The organism is Rhodococcus sp. IEGM 1351 (assembly GCF_030056875.1).
GTDB classification, from domain to species: domain Bacteria; phylum Actinomycetota; class Actinomycetes; order Mycobacteriales; family Mycobacteriaceae; genus Rhodococcus_F; species Rhodococcus_F opacus.
The window spans coordinates 92,511-110,538 of record NZ_JASHKU010000017.1 but is presented as its reverse complement, the minus strand read 5'-3'; the positions used below and the strand labels follow the sequence as shown (position 1 = coordinate 110,538).

Annotated in this window: 21 protein-coding genes; 11 read left to right on the top strand and 10 right to left on the bottom strand. The window is 68.2% G+C overall.

The genetic code is table 11. The features are described from left to right. Positions 1-57 precede the first annotated feature (57 nt). From QM806_RS27095 to QM806_RS27080, 4 genes are all read right to left on the bottom strand, one after another. Positions 58-1,326, bottom strand: a complete 1,269-nt coding sequence (locus tag QM806_RS27095; RefSeq protein WP_283293363.1) for an MFS transporter — start codon at positions 1,324-1,326, stop codon at positions 58-60. Positions 1,327-1,360: 34 nt separating this feature from the next. Beyond that, positions 1,361-1,804, bottom strand: a complete 444-nt coding sequence (locus QM806_RS27090) for a MarR family winged helix-turn-helix transcriptional regulator (RefSeq protein ID WP_005571724.1) — start codon at positions 1,802-1,804, stop codon at positions 1,361-1,363. Between the two features lie 91 nt (positions 1,805-1,895). Further along, positions 1,896-2,351, bottom strand: a complete 456-nt coding sequence (locus QM806_RS27085; protein WP_005571725.1) for an SRPBCC family protein — start codon at positions 2,349-2,351, stop codon at positions 1,896-1,898. Beyond that, the gene (locus QM806_RS27080; RefSeq protein WP_283293362.1) at positions 2,348-3,895 is read right to left on the bottom strand and encodes a flavin-containing monooxygenase; all 1,548 of its coding nucleotides are present in this window, start codon (positions 3,893-3,895) and stop codon (positions 2,348-2,350) included. The genes QM806_RS27085 and QM806_RS27080 overlap by 4 nt, the downstream gene beginning before the upstream one ends. A gap of 85 nt (positions 3,896-3,980) precedes the next feature. Here QM806_RS27080 and QM806_RS27075 point away from each other — a divergent pair, with 85 nt between their 5' ends. Together QM806_RS27075 and QM806_RS27070 are read left to right on the top strand one after the other, a co-directional pair. Beyond that, positions 3,981-4,139, top strand: coding sequence for a hypothetical protein (locus tag QM806_RS27075; RefSeq protein ID WP_183102199.1), 159 nt, complete (start codon positions 3,981-3,983; stop codon positions 4,137-4,139). Between the two features lie 16 nt (positions 4,140-4,155). After that, on the top strand, positions 4,156-4,650 hold the full coding sequence (locus tag QM806_RS27070) for a DnaJ family domain-containing protein (RefSeq protein WP_005571728.1): 495 nt from the start codon (positions 4,156-4,158) through the stop codon (positions 4,648-4,650). 4 nt (positions 4,651-4,654) lie between these two features. On the opposite strand, the gene QM806_RS27065 is transcribed toward QM806_RS27070, so the two are convergent. Then, on the bottom strand, positions 4,655-5,923 hold the full coding sequence (locus QM806_RS27065; protein ID WP_169693141.1) for a benzoate/H(+) symporter BenE family transporter: 1,269 nt from the start codon (positions 5,921-5,923) through the stop codon (positions 4,655-4,657). Between the two features lie 246 nt (positions 5,924-6,169). Between QM806_RS27065 and QM806_RS27060 the strand changes: the two genes are divergently transcribed. Then, positions 6,170-6,463, top strand: coding sequence for a hypothetical protein (locus tag QM806_RS27060; RefSeq protein WP_054248737.1), 294 nt, complete (start codon positions 6,170-6,172; stop codon positions 6,461-6,463). 4 nt (positions 6,464-6,467) lie between these two features. Here QM806_RS27060 and QM806_RS27055 read toward each other — a convergent pair whose 3' ends face one another. Continuing rightward, positions 6,468-7,109 carry a ScbR family autoregulator-binding transcription factor gene (locus tag QM806_RS27055; RefSeq protein ID WP_005571731.1) on the bottom strand — a complete coding sequence of 214 codons (642 nt, stop codon included), beginning with the start codon at positions 7,107-7,109 and terminating at the stop codon, positions 6,468-6,470. A gap of 102 nt (positions 7,110-7,211) precedes the next feature. On the opposite strand from QM806_RS27055, the gene QM806_RS27050 reads away from it, so the two are divergent. Next, entirely contained in the window at positions 7,212-7,940 is a 729-nt protein-coding gene (locus tag QM806_RS27050; RefSeq protein ID WP_169693142.1) for a lysoplasmalogenase family protein, read from the top strand. Here the strand turns inward: QM806_RS27050 and QM806_RS27045 are convergent. Beyond that, complete coding sequence (locus tag QM806_RS27045; protein WP_005238418.1) at positions 7,924-8,370, bottom strand: hypothetical protein; 447 nt, start codon at positions 8,368-8,370, stop codon at positions 7,924-7,926. The genes QM806_RS27050 and QM806_RS27045 overlap by 17 nt on opposite strands. A 113-nt stretch (positions 8,371-8,483) precedes the next feature. Here QM806_RS27045 and QM806_RS27040 point away from each other — a divergent pair, with 113 nt between their 5' ends. From QM806_RS27040 to QM806_RS27020, 5 genes are all read left to right on the top strand, one after another. Next, a complete protein-coding gene (locus tag QM806_RS27040) occupies positions 8,484-9,083 on the top strand; it encodes a hypothetical protein (RefSeq protein ID WP_054248736.1) in 600 nt (199 codons plus the stop codon). 4 nt (positions 9,084-9,087) lie between these two features. Continuing rightward, entirely contained in the window at positions 9,088-9,774 is a 687-nt protein-coding gene (locus tag QM806_RS27035; RefSeq protein ID WP_005260054.1) for a TrmH family RNA methyltransferase, read from the top strand. Between the two features lie 34 nt (positions 9,775-9,808). Beyond that, entirely contained in the window at positions 9,809-10,927 is a 1,119-nt protein-coding gene (locus QM806_RS27030) for a glycoside hydrolase family 76 protein (RefSeq protein WP_005571735.1), read from the top strand. Between the two features lie 67 nt (positions 10,928-10,994). Beyond that, complete coding sequence (locus QM806_RS27025; protein WP_283293361.1) at positions 10,995-12,350, top strand: LLM class flavin-dependent oxidoreductase; 1,356 nt, start codon at positions 10,995-10,997, stop codon at positions 12,348-12,350. A 117-nt stretch (positions 12,351-12,467) separates the two neighbouring features. Continuing rightward, positions 12,468-13,604: a GTP-binding protein gene (locus tag QM806_RS27020; protein WP_005570054.1), complete on the top strand. Its 1,137-nt coding sequence runs from the start codon at positions 12,468-12,470 to the stop codon at positions 13,602-13,604. On the opposite strand, the gene QM806_RS27015 is transcribed toward QM806_RS27020, so the two are convergent. Continuing rightward, entirely contained in the window at positions 13,601-14,266 is a 666-nt protein-coding gene (locus QM806_RS27015) for a DedA family protein (RefSeq protein WP_005260048.1), read from the bottom strand. The genes QM806_RS27020 and QM806_RS27015 overlap by 4 nt on opposite strands. A 24-nt stretch (positions 14,267-14,290) precedes the next feature. Continuing rightward, positions 14,291-15,022: a VTT domain-containing protein gene (locus tag QM806_RS27010; RefSeq protein ID WP_005238431.1), complete on the bottom strand. Its 732-nt coding sequence runs from the start codon at positions 15,020-15,022 to the stop codon at positions 14,291-14,293. Positions 15,023-15,226: 204 nt separating this feature from the next. On the opposite strand from QM806_RS27010, the gene fbaA reads away from it, so the two are divergent. Further along, a complete protein-coding gene (gene fbaA, locus QM806_RS27005) occupies positions 15,227-16,261 on the top strand; it encodes a class II fructose-bisphosphate aldolase (RefSeq protein WP_005260044.1) in 1,035 nt (344 codons plus the stop codon). Between the two features lie 59 nt (positions 16,262-16,320). Here the strand turns inward: fbaA and QM806_RS27000 are convergent, their stop codons facing one another. After that, positions 16,321-17,445 (bottom strand): Rv0361 family membrane protein, encoded by a 1,125-nt coding sequence (locus QM806_RS27000; protein ID WP_283293360.1) that lies wholly within the window; start codon positions 17,443-17,445, stop codon positions 16,321-16,323. 138 nt (positions 17,446-17,583) lie between these two features. On the opposite strand from QM806_RS27000, the gene QM806_RS26995 reads away from it, so the two are divergent. Beyond that, positions 17,584-18,000 (top strand): DUF3151 domain-containing protein, encoded by a 417-nt coding sequence (locus QM806_RS26995; protein ID WP_005260038.1) that lies wholly within the window; start codon positions 17,584-17,586, stop codon positions 17,998-18,000. The last annotated feature ends 28 nt before the right edge of the window (positions 18,001-18,028 follow it).

Below are 18,028 nucleotides of genomic sequence, written 5' to 3'. Positions count from 1 at the left end.
CCAACATTGGCGTGGCTCTGTGTGCGGAGGCACACTTCGCCACTCACATGGGGGTGGTCAGTCGGCGTCGGCGGCCGTGACGGCCAATGCCTCCTCGACGCTGTGCGGTTCGGGATCGTGCTCGTCGACGTGGGCGAGGACCTTCCGTCCGGTCGCGAGCACGATGATCGCGGCGGCGGTGCACACGGCACCGACCCAGAACGGCATGTGGATGTGGCTCTCACCGAGCTTGCCCGCGACCCACGGTGCGGCGGCGCCGCCGACGAAGCGGACGAAGCTGTACGCCGCGGACGCCGTCGACCGCTCGACGGGCGCGGAGATCATCACGGTCTCGGTGATGAGCGTGTTGTTGACACCGAGGAAGAGTCCGGCGAGCACGACACCGACGACGAGCACGGTCTTGTTGTCGGTGAACGCGGCCATCATGGCGAGGTCGAGGGCGAACAGCGCGAGGGCCACCATCATCATCGGCAGCGTGCCGAAGCGTCGCTGCAGCCGTGGGGCGAGGAACACCGACGCGACGGCCAGCGCGAGACCCCATCCGAAGAAGATGAATCCGATCGAGTACGTGCCCATGTCGAGCGGGAACGGCGTGTACGCGAGCAGGGTGAAGAAGCCGTAGTTGTAGAGCAGCGCGGTGATCGCGACGGTGCGCAGACCGCGGTGGCGCAACGCGAGGAACGGCGCGGCGATCGATGTGCGGTGCTCCGGCTTGGGTGCGGCCGGCAGCATCACGACGATGAGGATGAACGCGACGGCCATCAGGGCTGCGACGCCGAAGAACGGTGCGCGCCAGCTGATGTTGCCGAGGACACCACCGACCAGCGGGCCGACGGCGATGCCGATGCCCAGCGCGGCCTCGTAGAGGATGATGGCCCGCGCGACGCCGCCGCTGGCCGCGCCGACGATGGCGGCGAGCGCGGTGGCGATGAACAGGGCGTTGCCCAGTCCCCAGCCGGCACGGAAGCCGACGATCTGGCCGATGGTGCCGGAGCTGCCTGCCAGCGCCGCGAACACGACGATGACGGCGAGGCCGGTGAGGAGGGTCTTCTTGGCGCCGATCCGGCTCGACACCACGCCGGTGATGAGCATCGCGACACCGGTGACCAGCATGTAGCTGGTGAACAGCAGCGACACCTGGGACGGCGTCGCGTCCAGTTGTTCGCCGATCGGCTTGAGGATGGGGTCGACGAGCCCGATGCCCATGAACGCGATGACGCTGGCGAAGGCGACGGCCCACACCGATTTCGGCTGGTGGAGGAGGCTCGGTGGCGCCTCGCTGGGTGTGCTGTTCGTGACGGTTGCGGTCGTGGTGCTCACGGCCACCTCCTTCGATGTACGTCGGGGTGTGGATGGGTTGTCAGGATGAGCGGGCCGACGACTTGACGATCGAACGCAGTTCCGACAGGCCCTGCGTCAGTCGTTCGAGTTGCTCGGGCTCGAGGTCCGCGAAGTGCGGGGCGAGTGCACCCGCGATCTCGTTGCGGGACACGGTCAGCCATTCGCGGCCCAGGTCCGTGATGGACACTCGGACGGCCCGGGCGTCTTCCGGATCGGGTCGGCGGGCAACGTATCCGCGATCGGCCAGCTTCTGGAGCAGGGCGGTCGCGGACGGTTGGGAGCAGCGGTCGATGCGGGCGAACTCGCTGATGCGTAGCTCGCCGTGGTCGTCGAGCAGGGCGAGGGCACGTGTCCACGGCCGGGGGTGGTCCTCGGATCCGAAGGAGCTCGCGAGCCTGGTGAATCGGTGAGAATTCGTGACCAAGTCGACGAGCAGGCTCTGCAGCCGCGTGTCGTCGTCCATGTCAAACATATTACCTAGGCTAACTAACGATGTAAACCCGACGAAGTACTTCACGGCCCGCATCCGCCCCGACGGGCGCGGGCCGCGAAGATCAGGACGAGTGCTTCGCGCTCTGCTCGACCTGGCGGCGCAGGGTGGCGTCGGTGTGGCGGATCGCCTGCGCGACGAACGGCTCGATGAGCTTGCCGAGCGCCTTACCTGCGAGGCCGCCGGGCAGGTCGTAGCGGAAGTCGACCGTCATGCGGGTCTCGGTTTCGCCGACCGCCTCGAACTGCCACCGCGAATGGGTGTACAGGCCGTCGATCGATTCCAGCTCGATCACCGAATTGCGTTCCCACCCGGTGACCTTCACCACGGAGTCGAGGGTCTTGGGGCCGACCTTCATCGCGGCGTCGTAGACCGCGCCGAGACCCTGGTCGTGGTCGCCGATCGGATCGAACTTCGTGATCCCGAACATCCAGGACGGGACGTGGCGGTAGTCGTCCACGTAGTCGAACGCGGCCGCGACCGGTGCGCAGGCGAGGGCAGTGTGATGGATCTCGATCATCGTGACTTTCCTGAGGGGTGGAGGGCGGGGGGCCGCGCTGTCCGGTACGGGCGGATGGCGTAGTTCTCGAGGTCGAACCGGGCGAGGCGACGGCGCAGGGAACCGGTGGACCAGGGCCACGCGGCGAAGTTCCTGCCGTCGGCGTCGAGGTAGTAGCTACTGCATCCGCCGTTGTTGAAGACGGTCGGCTCCAGGCCCTTCTGTACCGCGTCGTTGAACCGGCGGAACGGCCGATCGCGTACCTCGAGTACTTCGATGCCCTGCCGCTCCGCCTTGGTGAGTCCGTCGATCACGTAGTCGAGCTGGGTCTCGGCCAGTCCGAGAAACGAGTTGTACACCAGAATGTTCGGGCCGAGCATGATGTACGCGTTCGGTGCGCCGGGCGTCGTGGTGGCCAGGTAGGCCTCGGGGCTCTTCGACCACTTCTCCGACAGCAGTGTTCCGTCGCGTCCGCGGATCCGGTTCGCGATCGGTGGATGACTCACGTCGAAGCCGGTGCCGAAGATGATGACGTCGACCTCGCGGCGGGTGCCGTCGGCTCCGACGACCACGCGTCCGTCGACCTCGGCGAGGGCGTGCGGAATCAACTCGACGTTGCTCTTCGTCAGCGCCGGGAGATACGTGTTGGACAGCAGGAGGCGTTTGCATCCGAGCGTGAAGTTCGGTGTCAGGGCCGCGCGAAGTGCCGGGTCCGGTACCTGCCTGGCCAGCCAACGGGTGCCGATGGGGTTGAGGAGCCGGGCGGTCCGTTCGCGGCGCATCACCGAACTGAGCGTCCGCAGGATGACGTCGAGGAGCCGCCGGAACGCGCGTTGCACCGCGGGCACCCGCGCGAACACCCACTGGGCGATCCGGGGGAACGGAAAGTCCAGGCGCGGCACCACCCAGGCCGGGGTGCGCTGGAAGACGTACAACTCCTCGACGTCCGGCTGGATCTCGGGGATGAACTGCACCGCGGACGCGCCGGTGCCCACGACGGCGACCCTCTTCCCGGTGAGGTCGACGTCGTGGTTCCAGCGGGCCGAGTGGAAGGTGTCGCCGTCGAAGCCGTCGATTCCGGGTACGGCAGGAGTGCTCGGTTCGGTGATGGGGCCCGCCGCGAAGATCACGTGCTGGGCGACGATCGTGCCGCGGCTGGTGTCGAGGATCCAGCGTCGGCGCTCGTCGGACCAGGCGGCTTCGCGGAGTTCGGTCTGCATCGAGATCCTGGACTGCAGACCGAACGTGTCGACGGTGTCCTCGATGTAGGACAGCAGTTCCGGTTGCAGGGCGAAGTTGCTGCGCCACCGCGGATTGGGGTGGAAGGAGAACGAGTACACGGGGGCGGGGATGTCGACACCGCACCCGGGGTACGTGTTCTCGCGCCACACGCCCCCCACACGATCGGACTTCTCCAGCACGACGAAGTCCGTGATGCCCGCGCGTTCGAGCTTGACCGCTGCGGCGATCCCGGACAGTCCGGCGCCGACCACGACGACGCGCAGGTGCCGCTCCTCTCCGCTGCCGTCGGGTGCGGCGGCGTGCTGAGTGGTTGTCGCTGTCATGGCTTCTTCCCTGCGCGGATGGGGAACCGTCGTCGCCGGTCCAGTTAACTGAGACTCAGTGTCACAGTAAAACGAAGAATGCACATTGGCAAGCGAAGGCGCGGCCGGTGTCGGCTGGGAACTCGGGGTCATGGGGCTGTACCTGCACGCAAGCATCGCGTTCGGGACGCCGGAGGGTGCCGCGACCGCGGCCGGCGTTCGCACGACCGCGTTCTACACGGGAGCCGACACCGGGGCGGGCTGAACCGGGTCCTGGAAGAATGGCGTCCGTGACCGAGCGCAAACCTCCCGGGGTGAGCTTCGAGAGCTGGATCGACAAGCAGATCCGGCTGGCTCAGGAGCGCGGCGACTTCGACGATCTCCCCGGCTCGGGTAAACCGATTCCGGCAGGCGATGTCGACGACGAACTGTGGTGGGTGAAGAACTATCTCCGGCGCGAGAATCTGCCCACCGATTCGCTGCTCCCGACGCCGCTGCAGCTGCGGAAGGAGATCGAGCGGTTGCCCGACACGATCCGTGGGCTGCCGTCGGAGCAGTCGGTGCGGGACGTGGTGGCCCAGCTCAACCTGCAGATCGTCGCCTGGTTGCGGGCACCCTCCGGCCCACGGATCCCGGTCAGTCCGGTCGACGCGAACGAGGTCGTCGCGACCTGGCGGCAGCAGAACCGGCCGGCGCGGAAGCCGCCGGTGACGGCGACCCCGGAACCCGACGATCCGCCCCGGGCCGGCAGACGATGGTGGCGACGGAAACGGTGACGGATCATCCCTTCCGGAAATCACCCGATTCCATCACCCGGGACACGAGCAGTCCGGCGAGCAGCCCCCAGAACGCAGCCCCGACGTTGAGGAACTGCACGTTCGACACGGTCACGAGGAAGGTCACGAGCGCGCCGAGTGTGTGCCGGGAGCTGAACGCGGCGACGAACGAACCCTGCAGCGCGCGGAGCATCGCGAGTCCGCCGAGCGTCGCGACGAACGCGACCGGGGTGGCCAGCATCAGCTGAACGAACAGCGGCGCGAACAGGCCGACGACCATGGCGAGCAGCCCGCAGACGACGGCCGCCGTGTACTGCCTGGTGCGCTGCCCCGATACCACCAGCAGGGCGTTGGTCGGGCCCGTCAGGCACGTCGAGACGGCTCCGACGACGGAGGTGGCGAGGGACCAGGCCCCGCACAGCACGGTGCCGACGTTCATCGGCGGCTTGTGGCCGGCGGACGTCAGCACGGCCGCGCCCTGACCGTTCTGCACGACGATGACCGTGATGGCCAACGGCACGACCAGTTCGGTGATCGCCTGCCAGGTGAACTGCGGCGCCTGGAACATCGGTGCCGCGATCCACGATGTACTCGAACCGGTCGGGTGGAAGCGGCCGGTGACCGCGACCGCCGCCGCCCCGACGAGCAGTGCGCCGAGGATCGGCGGCATCCACCGGCCGAACGCGGCGCGGGACGCGAGGGCGACGAAGACGACGACCATCGGAACGGCGACGGCCGCATCGGTTCCCACGGCGTGGACCAGGTCGGTGCCGAACTTCAGGAAGACGCCGGCCACCATGGCCATGACGATCGGCATCGGGAGCATCGCCATGACCTGACGCACCCGCCCGGTCAGGCCGAGGGCGAGGATCAGGAGCCCGGTCACCAGAAACGCGCCGAGCACTTCCGGCCACGACAGGTGGGTGAGCGAGCCGCCGACGATGATCGTGCCGGGGATCGTCCAGAAGAACGCGAGCGGCTGGCGGTACAGCCAGCTGGCGAGGGCGGTCAGGATTCCGTTGAGGAAGAAGACACCGAAGATCCACGACGCCATCTGCTGGGGCGACAGTCCGCCCGCGGAGCCGGCGGCCAGGATCACGGCGACGGGACCCGTCGCGGAGAAGATCAGCCCGATCAGACCGTTGGCGGCGTAGGTCCCGCCGAGGTCGCCGATCAGGCGGCGCAGACCCGCCGGCGGCCACGGCGGGCTCTCGAAGCGAGGGGGGCGGGTCTGCACGTCTTCGCTGCGGGTCGGTTCCTCGGTGGTCGTCATGAGGCCTTCCTGCTCGGGCGATGCTCATACTGTACGCAGAGCGGTCATGGCTCTCGCAATGCGTACATTCCGGGTGTGGTCTGGATCGTAACCACTCGCGTCCCGGGGCTGCACGGCGGGCCGTCGAACCCTGGGTGGGGTGCTTTCCATCCCTGGGGTGAACGACACTCGGGCGCCATCGCGACAGACTCGAAGGCGTCGACCCGACACCACCCCGCACCGACGAACCATGCGAAGAAGGGCCACATGGCTGAACTCACCCGAATTCCCCGAGAGCGAGGCACCGTCTACGCGCGGCGCGCCGCGGTGGCAGCGGAACGCGAACCGCGATCCGCCGTCGAACGGACGTCGACGTTCCTGGCCTACGGCCTGCTCGCGTTGTTCGGCGGGCTCGGCATCTTCGGAACGATCTGCTCGGTCGATGCCATCCCGGACGGTGCGCGGATCGCCGTCGTCCAGACGGTGCCGACGCAGTCGCAGCCGCTCGATCTGCCGCATCCGGCGCCGGACACTCCCGAGCCCACTCCCGGCGGCGTCTGATTCGTCAGGATGCGACGTCGTCGCGCAGTGCCGCGAGTTCGAGTAGCCGGGGCAACATGTCCGGCGACGCGATCGAGGGCAGGAGCAACGCCCACATGTCGGCCAGGCGCTCGTACAGGTCGGAACGTCCGGTCAGCGCCTCGGACACCAACTGCATGCCGGTGAACGAACTGACCAGGAACCGGGCGAGTGCCGCGGGGTCGACGGTCGCGCGCAGTTCTCCTGCCTCCCGCGCCTTGCCTGCGAGTGCGACGAGGGTGTCGGTCCAGTCGATGTAGGGGTCGGTGGCCGGGCCGCGGGATGTACCGAGTTCCAGGGTGAGTCGCACACCCGCTCGCACGATGGGCTCGGTCAGCAACTGGCGCGCCATCTCCTTGGCGCACAACAGGATCGCTTCCATCGGTGACTGCGCCGTCGCGAGCACTCGCTGCGCCGCCAGCATCGCCATGGCGTGCTGTTCCTTGATCACCGCCCAGGCGAGCGCTTCCTTGGACTCGAAATGAAAGTACAAGGCGCCCTTGGTCACATCGGCATAGGAGAGGATTCCGCTCAGGCTCGCGCCGCCGTACCCGAGCTTCTCGAAGCTCAGTGCCGCACCCTCGAGTACCTGATGGCGGGTGGCTGCCGCGCGCGCCTGTTTTGCCATCACCTGTGCCTCACAATCGCGGATTATCCGTCGCGTCCACTCTCGAGTCAACCACTTTTCGGGCCGGTAACCTCGGCACGTCCGCAAGTGTGGGAGGAAGACGTGAAGTCGAAGAACAGCTGGGGTGTCGAGCATGCGGTGTTCGCCGGTGCGACGCTGGCCACCGTCGTCGGGGCCGTCACCGGGCGTGAACGGTTGCAGCAGGCCGCGAAACCGCTGATCGCACCCGCGCTCGCCGCCGGTGTCCTGCGGCGGCGTGCAGACACGGATCCGGCCGACGTCGCGCTCCTCCTCGCCGGTCTCGCGGCCGCGACCGTGGGTGACGTCTTCATGATCGATCCCGACGACGACGCCCGTCTCGTGCGCGGCGCGTCCTCGTTCGCCGTCATGCAGGTCGGCTATTCCGCGCTGTTGCTGCGCCGGGGCGCCCGGCCCACCGCGCCCGCATTGCTTCCCCGGCTCGCCGGTTGGGCAGGCGCGGCGGCACTGCTGCGCGGGCGGGCGAAGGAGGTCGCCGCGCCGTTGACCGCGTACGGGTCGCTGCTCGGCACCACGTCGACCCTGTCGGCCGATCCGTCTCTCGCACCCGGCGCGGACGTCGTCGCGAATGTGGCGGTGCCGGGAACCGACCGTCGCAGCTGGCTCGGTGCGGGCGGGATGCTGTTCACCGCCTCCGACGGTCTGATCGTGTTGCGGCGCTTGTTCATCCGGGGCGAGCGGGGGAGGGCTGTGGCGGAAGGCGTGGTCCTCGCCAGCTACGCGGCGGCCCAGTTGCTGCTCGTCGAGGGGATGCTCGCGCTCGGGCGTCGCCGGATCACGGGCAGAGCATGATGTGGTCCCGGTCCTTCGGGTCCACGAGGATGGTGATCGTCTCGCCGGGCAGGAAGCGTGTCGCGTTCTCCCGCCGCACCTCGTAGACGACGCGTCCGGCGTAACTCTCCGATCCGGGCACGGTCAGCCGGAGGTCCAGTTCGGTGAGCTCCCCGTTGTCGGGAGTGCGGCGCAGCGGAGTGACGTGCTCGATGCGGGCCCAGCCTTCGAGTCCGTGCCGTTCGAGTTGGCGGTCGGCGCGGCTGGGCCGTTCGGCCGCCATCATCCCGAATCCCAGCGCCGAACCGAAGGCGGCGACCAATCCCATGATCTGGTACGGGATGGTGGCCGGCGGGGTGTGCTCGATCAACCATCCCAGCCAGACGGCGAGGACGATGACGTAGCCGACCGTGACGAAGCAGACCGTCCGCACGATGCGCTGATGATTCATCGATTGCCTCCACCTCCAGATTAGCCCGTCCGGCCTCGCCGAAGCGGCCCCGCCGCCGCACTGCCGTTAGAGTGCAGTGTCGGCAGCAGGTAAGCATGTGTGGAGGTGGCCGTATGGCGTGGCGTCGGGTGTCGTTGGTGTGTCTGAGCATTGGCTCGGCCATGCTGCTCGCAGGGTGTGGTGGGTCTTCGGACGCGGTGGCTCCGCCGACGTCCACGACGACTGTCGCGGCTCCTGTGACCACCACCACGACCACGGTTCCGCCGACGACCACCACCACGACGATTGCGCCGCCGCCCACGACGACGGAAGCACCGACCACGACGCTCGTGGACGTCCCCTACGAGCACAACGAGTCGTACTTCTTCACGTCCCCGGACGGCGGGTTCCAATGCGGCATCATCAAGCTGCCGAACCGTACCGAGGCCGGATGCCAGGGGTCTACGAGCCCGGTGCCGCCGCGGCCGGCCGACTGCATGGTCGACTGGGGACACGGCATTCGCGTCGAGAACGACGGCGAGGCGTCGTTCATGTGCGCCGGTGGCCTCGTCTACACGTCGGGCGGCGACGAACCGGACGCGGCCCTGCCCGCCGGAGCGAAGCTGTCCAAGCTCGGTTACACGTGCAGCACCACGGCCACGGCCGTCACGTGCACCAACGACGAGACGTCGCACGGCTTCACCGTCGCTCCCGATTCGAACAAGACGTTCTGACATCGTGAGCGGAGTCGAGACCGGCCAGGTCGAAGTCGCCGAGGCGGGTCCCACCGAATGGGGGGACAACCCGAACGGCGTCGGTCCGTGGACCGAGGAACACGACACCCCGGTCCCTGCCGACCCGCGGTACGACCCCGAACTGCTGGCCGGCGGCGATCGCCGCAACGTGGTCGACGCCTACCGGTACTGGACGCGGGAAGCGATCGTCGCGGACATCGACAGCCGTCGCCACCCGCTGCACGTGGCCATCGAGAACTTCGGGCACGACGCCAACATCGGGACGGTGGTGCGCACCGCCAACGCGTTCGCCGCCGCCGCGGTCCACATCGTGGGACGTCGACGCTGGAACCGCCGCGGGGCCATGGTCACCGATCGGTACCAGCACGTCCTGCACCATTCGGACGTCGACGGCCTCGTCGAGTTCGCACGTGAGCGGGGTCTCACCATCGTGGCCGTCGACAACACGCCCGGATCCGTCCCGCTCGAGACGGCGAGTCTGCCCCGCGACTGCGTGCTCCTGTTCGGCCAGGAGGGGCCGGGAGTCACGGACCAGGCGAAAGAGGTTGCGGCGATGACGGTGTCGATCGCCCAGTTCGGTTCCACCCGCAGCATCAACGCGGGCGTCGCCGCGGGAATCGCCATGCACGCGTGGGTGCGTCAGCACGCCGACCTCGACCGCGCCTGGTAGCGGAACCCCCGGCGAATAGGCAAGATCAACTCTTATGCAGGACTCGTGGTCGGCGCGCGCGGACGCCGCTGAAGAAGCGGTGGTGAGCAGGCACCTTCGCCGGCTGTGGGCGCTCCCGGGCACCGCCCTGGGCGTCGTCGCCTGGCCGCCGGTCCGGCGCGAGCGACTGTTCCTCAGCTGGCACTACTGGTGGCAGGCACACCTGCTCGACTGCGCCGTGGACGCGCTCGAACGCGACCCCACGCCGCGCCGTCGCCGTCGCATCGTGAAACTGGCGCGCAGCCACCGTCTGCGGAACCTGTCGGGCTGGACCAACAACTATTACGACGACATGGCCTGGCTGGGGATCGCCCTCGAGCGCGCCCAGCGAATGCACTTCATAGACAACAGAAGTGCGGTGCAGGTGCTCGAATCCCAGTTGTTCGACGCCTGGGCGCCCGAAGCCGGAGGCGGCATCCCCTGGCGGAAGGGCTCGAACTTCTACAACGCGCCCGCCAACGGACCCGCCGGGATCATGCTGGCCCGCACCGGAAAGCTGTGGCGCGCCCAGGCCACGGCCGACTGGATCGACGACACGCTGCGGGACGTGCACACCAACCTGATCGTCGACGGCATCCACCCGGGCGGTGAAATCGAAAGGAACGTCTACTCGTACTGTCAGGGCGTCGTGCTCGGCCTCGAAACCGAACTCGCCGTGCGCCTCGGTTCGCCGCGGCACCGCAACCGGACCCATCGGCTGGTTGACGCCATCGACGAGCATCTCGCACCCCACGGCGTCATCGACGGCGGCGGTGGGGGAGACGGCGGCCTGTTCAACGGGATCCTCGCGCGGTATCTGGCGTTGACCGCGGTGATGCTGCCCTGGGAGTCGCCCGCCGACATCCGGGCCCGGGAGATCGCCGCCCAGCTCGTGCTGACCTCCGCGGAATCGGCCTGGGAGAACCGCCTGCAGATCGAGGGGCAGCCGCTGTTCGGCCACGACTGGACCAAGCAGGCGCAGCTGCCGGGGATGGGCGGGGGAATCGCCACGTTCACCGGGGGCACCGTGCGGTCGTCCGGGATCCCGGAACGCGACATGTCCGTCCAACTCGGCGGCTGGATGCTGATGGAGGCCGCGCACATGGTCTCCGCCGCGGGGTATCCGCGGCGATAGGGTGCGGTTCGAATCACGCGAAACTTAACCGTATCGCCCTCGATTCGGCGCTGTTAGACAGTACGTTATGTCAGATCAACAGCGGCAGCTGAGTCTCAATGCGTTCATCTACCCGGCCGGGCACCACGAGTCGGCGTGGCGCCACCCGCTCACGACGCCCGAGCGGCTGTACGACGTCTCCTACTTCCAGGACATCGCGCGGACCGCAGAGGCGGCGAAGCTGGACGCGATCTTCTTCGCCGACGGTCCGGCCCTGCGCAGCGACGTCGAGCACGGCGCCGCCGGAGCACTCGAACCCATCACGCTGCTGACCGCCATCGCGACCGCCACCGACCGGATCGGCCTGATCGCGACCGCGTCCACGACGTACTTCGAGCCCTACAATCTGGCGCGGCTGTTCGCGTCCCTCGACCACATCTCCCGTGGCCGGGCCGGCTGGAACATCGTGACCACCGGAACCGACCTGGCGGCCGCCAACTTCGGGCTGGCCGGCCACCCCGATCACGCCGACCGCTACGCGCGGGCGCGGGAGTTCGTCGACGCGACCGTCAAGCTGTGGGACAGCTGGGAAGACGACGCCATCCTGATCGACAGAACCGCAGGCATCTACGCGGACCCGTCGAAGATCCACGAGATCAACTACGTGGGGCGCCACCTCCGGGTGCGGGGACCGTTCAACGCGTCACGCTCCCCGCAGGGACACCCGGTGCTGGTGCAGGCGGGTGCGTCCAACGAGGGTCGCGCGTTCGCGGGCCAGTATGCCGAGGCCATCTTCACCGCGCACCAGCGGCTGTCCGACGGGCAGGCGTTCTACGCGGACGTCAAGCAGCGCGCGACGCAGTACGGTCGCAACCCCGATCACGTGAAGATCCTGCCCGGCATCAGCCCGTTCCTCGGCGACACCGAGGCCGAGGCCCGCGACCTGGAGCGGGAGTTCAACGAACTCACGTCGCCCGAGTACGGGCTCGCCCAGCTCGAGAGCCTCACGGGTTCGAGCGTGCGCCACCTCGATCTCGACGCCCCCGTGCCTGCTGGTCTGTTCGGGGACGCCGGCGACGTCACGGACAACCAGCAGAGTCGCCTGCAGGTGATTGCCGGGATCGTCGAGCGGGAGAACCCGACCCTGCGCGGATTGCTGCACCGTCTCGCCGGTGCGCGCGGGCACCGGGTCGTCGTCGGGACGCCGGTGCAGGTGGCCGACACCATCGAGGAATGGTTCACGCAGGGCGCGGCGGACGGTTTCAACGTCATGCCGCCGTACTACCCGGGCGGTCTCGAGGTGTTCGCGGAGAAGGTGGTCCCGATCCTGCAGGAGCGCGGGCTGTTCCGCACCGAGTACTCGGGCGCCACACTGCGCGACCACTTCGGTCTGCCCCGCCCCGAGAGCCAGTACGCGGACACGTCCGGCGCCGTCGCGCTGTAGGACGCGCACGCCGGCGTCCCGCTCGCGTCCGATGTCGCATCCGTTCAGTTCGAGTGGACGGATGTGACATCGGGAGCCCGGGGCCTCGGGCTTAATGAAAACAGTTATCATTTCGGGATGACTGTCACCCGGCCGCTCCCCGTCACCGTCCTGTCCGGCTTCCTCGGCGCGGGCAAGACCACCCTGCTCAACCACCTCCTCGCGAACCGGGACGGCAGGCGCGTCGCCGTCATCGTCAACGACATGAGCGATGTGAATATTGACGCAGCCCTCGTCGCCGGGCAGGGGCACCTGGACCGGACGCAGGAGAAACTCGTCGAGCTCACCAACGGCTGCATCTGCTGCACCCTGCGGGAAGACCTCGTCGAGGCCGTCGCGCGGCTGGCGCAGGAGGGCCGGTTCGACCACCTCGTCATCGAATCCACCGGCATCTCCGAGCCGATGCCCGTCGCCGCCACGTTCGACTGGGAGTTCGAGGACGGGTTCAGTCTCGGTTCGGTGGCCGCCCTCGACACGATGGTGACGGTCGTGGACGCATCGACGTTCCTCGGTGAGCTGGCCAACGGCGAGCGGCTCGACGACCGGAACCTCGAAGCCGGGGAGGGCGACGAGCGCAGCATCTCCGACCTGCTCGTCGACCAGGTGGAGTTCGCCGACGTCATCCTGCTGAACAAGACGGATCTGGTGAGCGAGGGCGCCGCCGGTGCCGTCGAGGCGACCGTGCGCAGGCTCAACCCCACCGCGACACTGCTGCGCACCACGCGCGGCGTCGTGGATCCCGGCGAGGTTCTCGGGACCGGCCTGTACAACCCGGACGTCGCGGCCGAGCTACCCGGCTGGGCCGAGGAACTGGCCGGGGGCCACATCCCGGAGACCGAGGAATACGGCATCCGCAGCGTCACCTACCGGGCGTCGCGGCCGTTCCACCCGGCCAGGCTCGAGCAGGCGCTGGGACGGTTCACCGGCCTGCTCCGGAGCAAGGGCTTCTGCTGGATCGCGAGCCGCCCCGACCTCGCCGCCGTCTGGTCGCAGGCCGGTCCGAACCTGGTGATCGAGCCGGCCCAGCTGTGGGCGTCCGCGGACGAGACACCGGGGCAGGAGATCGTGTTCATCGGTGTCCGCCTCGACCCCGACGGTCCGCGGCGCATCCTGGATCCGGCGCTTCTCACCGACGACGAGCTGGCGTCAGGGCCGGCGGCCTGGGTTCGGTTCGACGACCCGCTGCCCGCGTGGGACGCGGTGCATCGGCATTAGTCCAGAACTTCTTCGACGGCCACTTCTTCGGGCGGCCGCGCCATCTCCTGCCGGTAGTGCCACACCCCGAGCACGGTGCCGATCACCAGCAGCGCGACCATCCCGGCGAGCACGGCCGGCATCAGCCACGACACCCGGTCCAGGAAAGAGCCGAAGTAGAAGCCGATGAGCAGCAGGACGGGTGCCCAGAAGATGGCGCCGATGGTGCTGGCGATCGTGTACTTGGTGTGGTTCATCTTGGCCGCACCGGCGACCAGCGGGCACAGGGTGCGGACCCACGGAATCCAGCGGGCGATGAGGACCGCCCAGAAGCCGTGCTTCTCCAGCAGGACGTTGACCTTGTGCAGGTTGGTGTAGTTGAGATACTTCCCGCCCTTGCGGGCGAGGATGCGGTTGCCGGTGCGGTGACCGATGACGTAGCCCACCTGGTTTCCGCAGATGGCGGCGATCATCGCGCCGACCGACAACGCCCACACGTGGCCGGCGCCCGACGCATGGTTGGCCAGCACGATTCCGGCGGTGATCAGCATCGAGTCGCCGGGCAGGAACAGGCCCAGGATCACCGCGCACTCGATGAACACGAACGCGAGGACGACGATCCAGACCAGCGCTGGGCCGGCCGAGACGAGAGGCCCGAAGGTGCCTGCTGCCGTGGTGACCATCGTCAGTGCGCTACTCGATCGGCTTCAGGAGGTCGGATCGGTGGGTGTGGTGACCGGCTGCGCGTCCTCGGTCGTGGCGCCCGCGCTCTGCCGCGACTTCACGACGCGCTTGCCCACCTCGAGGATGATCGGAAGGACGGACACGAAGACGATCAGCAGGAAGATGATGTCGACGTTGTCGCGGATGAACTCGATCTGACCGAGCAGGTAGCCGAGCAGCGTGACGCCGGCGCCCCACAGGATGCCGCCCACGATGTTGTACGTCAGGAACAGCGAGTACTTCATCCGTGACGCGCCCGCGACGACCGGCGCGAACGTGCGCACGATCGGAACGAAGCGGGCCAGGATGATGGTGATCGGGCCGTGCTTCTCGAAGAAGGCGTGCGACTCGTCGATGTACTTCTTCTTGAAGAACCGCGCGTCGTCGTGCTTGAACAGGGCGGTACCGCCCTTGCTGCCGATGAAGAAGCCCACCTGGTCGCCGAGGATCGCGGCGATGGGGATCAGAACCAGTAGCGCCCAGATGGGGGCGAACGGTTCGATCTCCGTCGACTTCGACGCCGCGATGAGTCCCGCGGTGAAGAGAAGCGAGTCGCCGGGGAGCAGGGGGAACAGCAATCCCGACTCGATGAAGACGACCAGGAGAAGTCCGACGAGCACCCACGTGCCGAAGGAGTTGAGGAGGTTCACCGGGTCGAGGAATCCCGGCAACAACGCGAGGTTGGTCACGGAATCCGATGCTGCCTGCACAATCACGGCCCTCAGCGTACCGGCGTATTCCCCGACTGACGGAATACTGCAGGTCATGGAGTTTCGGCCGGGTCGTGGGCCTGCCGAAACGGGGTGCCGCGACAGCCACCGGGAGACGTACGCTACCGGTATTGCCATACTGCTAGGACCACATCGCGCGCTGCGCTGATCGCGCGCGCCGAAATCGACTCTTAATGGAGGACTGCCGCCGTGCCAATCGCGACTCCCGAGGTCTACGCCGAGATGCTTGGTCGGGCCAAGGAGCACTCCTTTGCCTTCCCCGCCATCAACTGCACTTCTTCCGAAACCATCAACGCCGCCATCAAGGGCTTCGCGGACGCCGGCAGTGACGGCATCATCCAGTTCTCGACCGGTGGCGCCGAGTTCGGTTCGGGCCTGGGCGTCAAGGACATGGTGACCGGCGCGGTCGCGCTCGCCGAGTTCGCGCACGTGATCGCTGCCAAGTACGACGTCACGATCGCCCTGCACACCGACCACTGCCCCAAGGACAAGCTCGACACGTTCGTCCGCCCGCTGCTGGAGATCTCGCGGCAGCGCGTCGAGGCGGGCCGCAACCCGCTGTTCCAGTCCCACATGTGGGACGGTTCGGCTGTCCCGATCGACGAGAACCTGGAGATCGCCAAGGAACTCCTCGCGAAGGCGAAGGCCGCCAACATCATCCTCGAGGTCGAGATCGGCGTCGTCGGTGGCGAAGAGGACGGCGTGGAAGCCGAGATCAACGACAAGCTGTACACCTCGCCCGAGGACTTCGAGAAGACCGTCGACGCCCTCGGCACCGGCGAGAACGGCAAGTACCTGCTGGCCGCGACGTTCGGCAACGTGCACGGCGTCTACAAGCCGGGCAACGTCAAGCTGCGTCCCGAGGTGCTCGAGACCGGCCAGAAGGTCGCCGCCGCCAAGCTGGGGCTGCCCGAGAGCTCGCAGCCGTTCGACTTCGTCTTCCACGGTGGATCGGGCTCGCTGAAGTCGGAGATCGAGGCTGCGCTGAACTACGGCGTCGTCAAGATGAACGTCGACACCGACACCCAGTACGCGTTCACCCGTCCGATCGTGGGCCACATGTTCAGCAACTACGACGGCGTGCTGAAGGTCGACGGCGAGGTCGGCAACAAGAAGGTCTACGACCCGCGCAGCTACCTGAAGAAGGCCGAGGCCGGCATGGCTGCCCGCGTCGTCGAGGCCTGCAACGACCTCAAGTCCGCGGGACGTTCCGTCTCGGGATAGGCGCTTCGCGCTCGTGCGCCTTTCCGGTAGCCACCGCTACCGGAAAGGCGCACAGTCGTTTATCGGGGGTCGCAGATCTTCCAGGTGCCGTCGACCTTCTCGAGGTTGAACGTGCGCCACGACTGCTCGCCGGGGTTGGCGGCGGTGTGGGCCTTCACCTGGGCGATGGCGGTGTCGCCGGTGATCTGCACGGCGTCGACGCCGCCGACCACGGGAATGTTCTGCTGCGTGACGGCGACCTGGTGGACCTCGGCGAAATCCTGATCCGAGAGGCCCTGGTAGTACTCGGCGAGGCTGCCGCAGGTGCTGGTGCGCAGCGTCGCCAGGTCGCCCTGGGTGAGTGCCGCGACGAACGTGTCGATCGTTCCCTGCACCTGGGCCTCGGGGGAGTTCTCGGCCTGGTTGTTGTTGTAGACGATCACACCGGCGACCGCGATGGCGGCGACGACGATGACGCCGGCGGCGATCGCGGCGAACAGCCACGCCTTGCCGTGCTTCTTCGTGGGCTGCTGCGCCGCGGGGACGCGCTGCGGCGCGCTCTGCTGGGGCGGCAGCACCCGCTGCGGTGCGGCCTTCGGCGGGGCGGGCGCCGGCCGCGGGGGAGCGGGCGGCGGGGCCACGGGCCGCGCGTTCTGAGGCTGGGCGGCGGCAGGTCGGGGCGGCGGCGGCGTCGCCGGGACTGCGGGTTTCGTCACGGGGATCGCGACCGTCTCGTCGTCCGACGACGGTGTCGCCTGCCCCTGCACCGTCGGGGTCTGCGTGGTCGGTGCGCGGTGCATCTTCACGGTCGCGGCGTCGCCCGATGCCGGCACGCTCTTCTGCGTCGGGATCGCGGTGGTGGCCGCCTCGGATGCCTTGTCCGCGGGTTTCGCGGCAGAGTCCGGGCCGGCCTGAGGTGTCTCGGCTCGTGGGCGTGGTGCCGGAGGCTTGGGCAGTTCGGGCTGCGGCTCGTCGGCCTTCTTCTCTGCCGCCTTCTCGGGGGCCTTCTTCTGCGGGGGCTTCGGCTCGGGTGACTTCGGTGCGGCGGGCTCTGCATCCGCCGCGGGCTGCGCGGTCTTCGCAGGCTTCGCGGTCGCGTCGGCGCCGCCGGTGCCCTTGCCGGCGGTGGTGCCTGCCGCTGCCGGTCCGGACGGTGTGTCCGCGGCCGGCTTCTGAGTCGATTCGTCTTTCTTCGGGTCCTGCACGCGCTGCCCCTCGGTCTGCAGAGAAATGAACGTTGGGGGCAGCCTAACGACATCGTGCGTCATCGGAGACCACGACAGGGCGCGTCGCGGACGCGGGCCGACGCAGTGACGGCACTGCGGCGGGGGCACAATAGGCGCATGACGTCTTTCGGTGACCTTCTCGGACCACAGCCCACGCTGCTCCCCGGGGACGACGAGGCCGAATCGGCCCTGTTGAACCACGAGGATCCGGCTTCCGTCGCAGCCGCCCATCCCACCGCCTCCATCGCATGGGCCTACCTGGCCGAGGCGGCCCTCCAGGCCGACGAGACCATCGCGGCGTACGCCTACGCGCGCACCGGGTACCACCGTGGACTGGACCAGTTGCGTCGCAACGGCTGGAAGGGTTTCGGCCCGGTTCCCTACAGCCACGAACCCAACCGCGGCTTCCTCCGGTGCGTCGCCGTGCTGGCGAAGGCGGCGAAGGCGATCGGCGAAACGGACGAGTACGCGCGGTGCCTCGATCTGCTCGAGGACTGCGATCCCCGAGCTGCCGAAGCGCTTGGCGTCGGTTAACGCCCTCAGCTCGGCGAAAGTCCGTGGC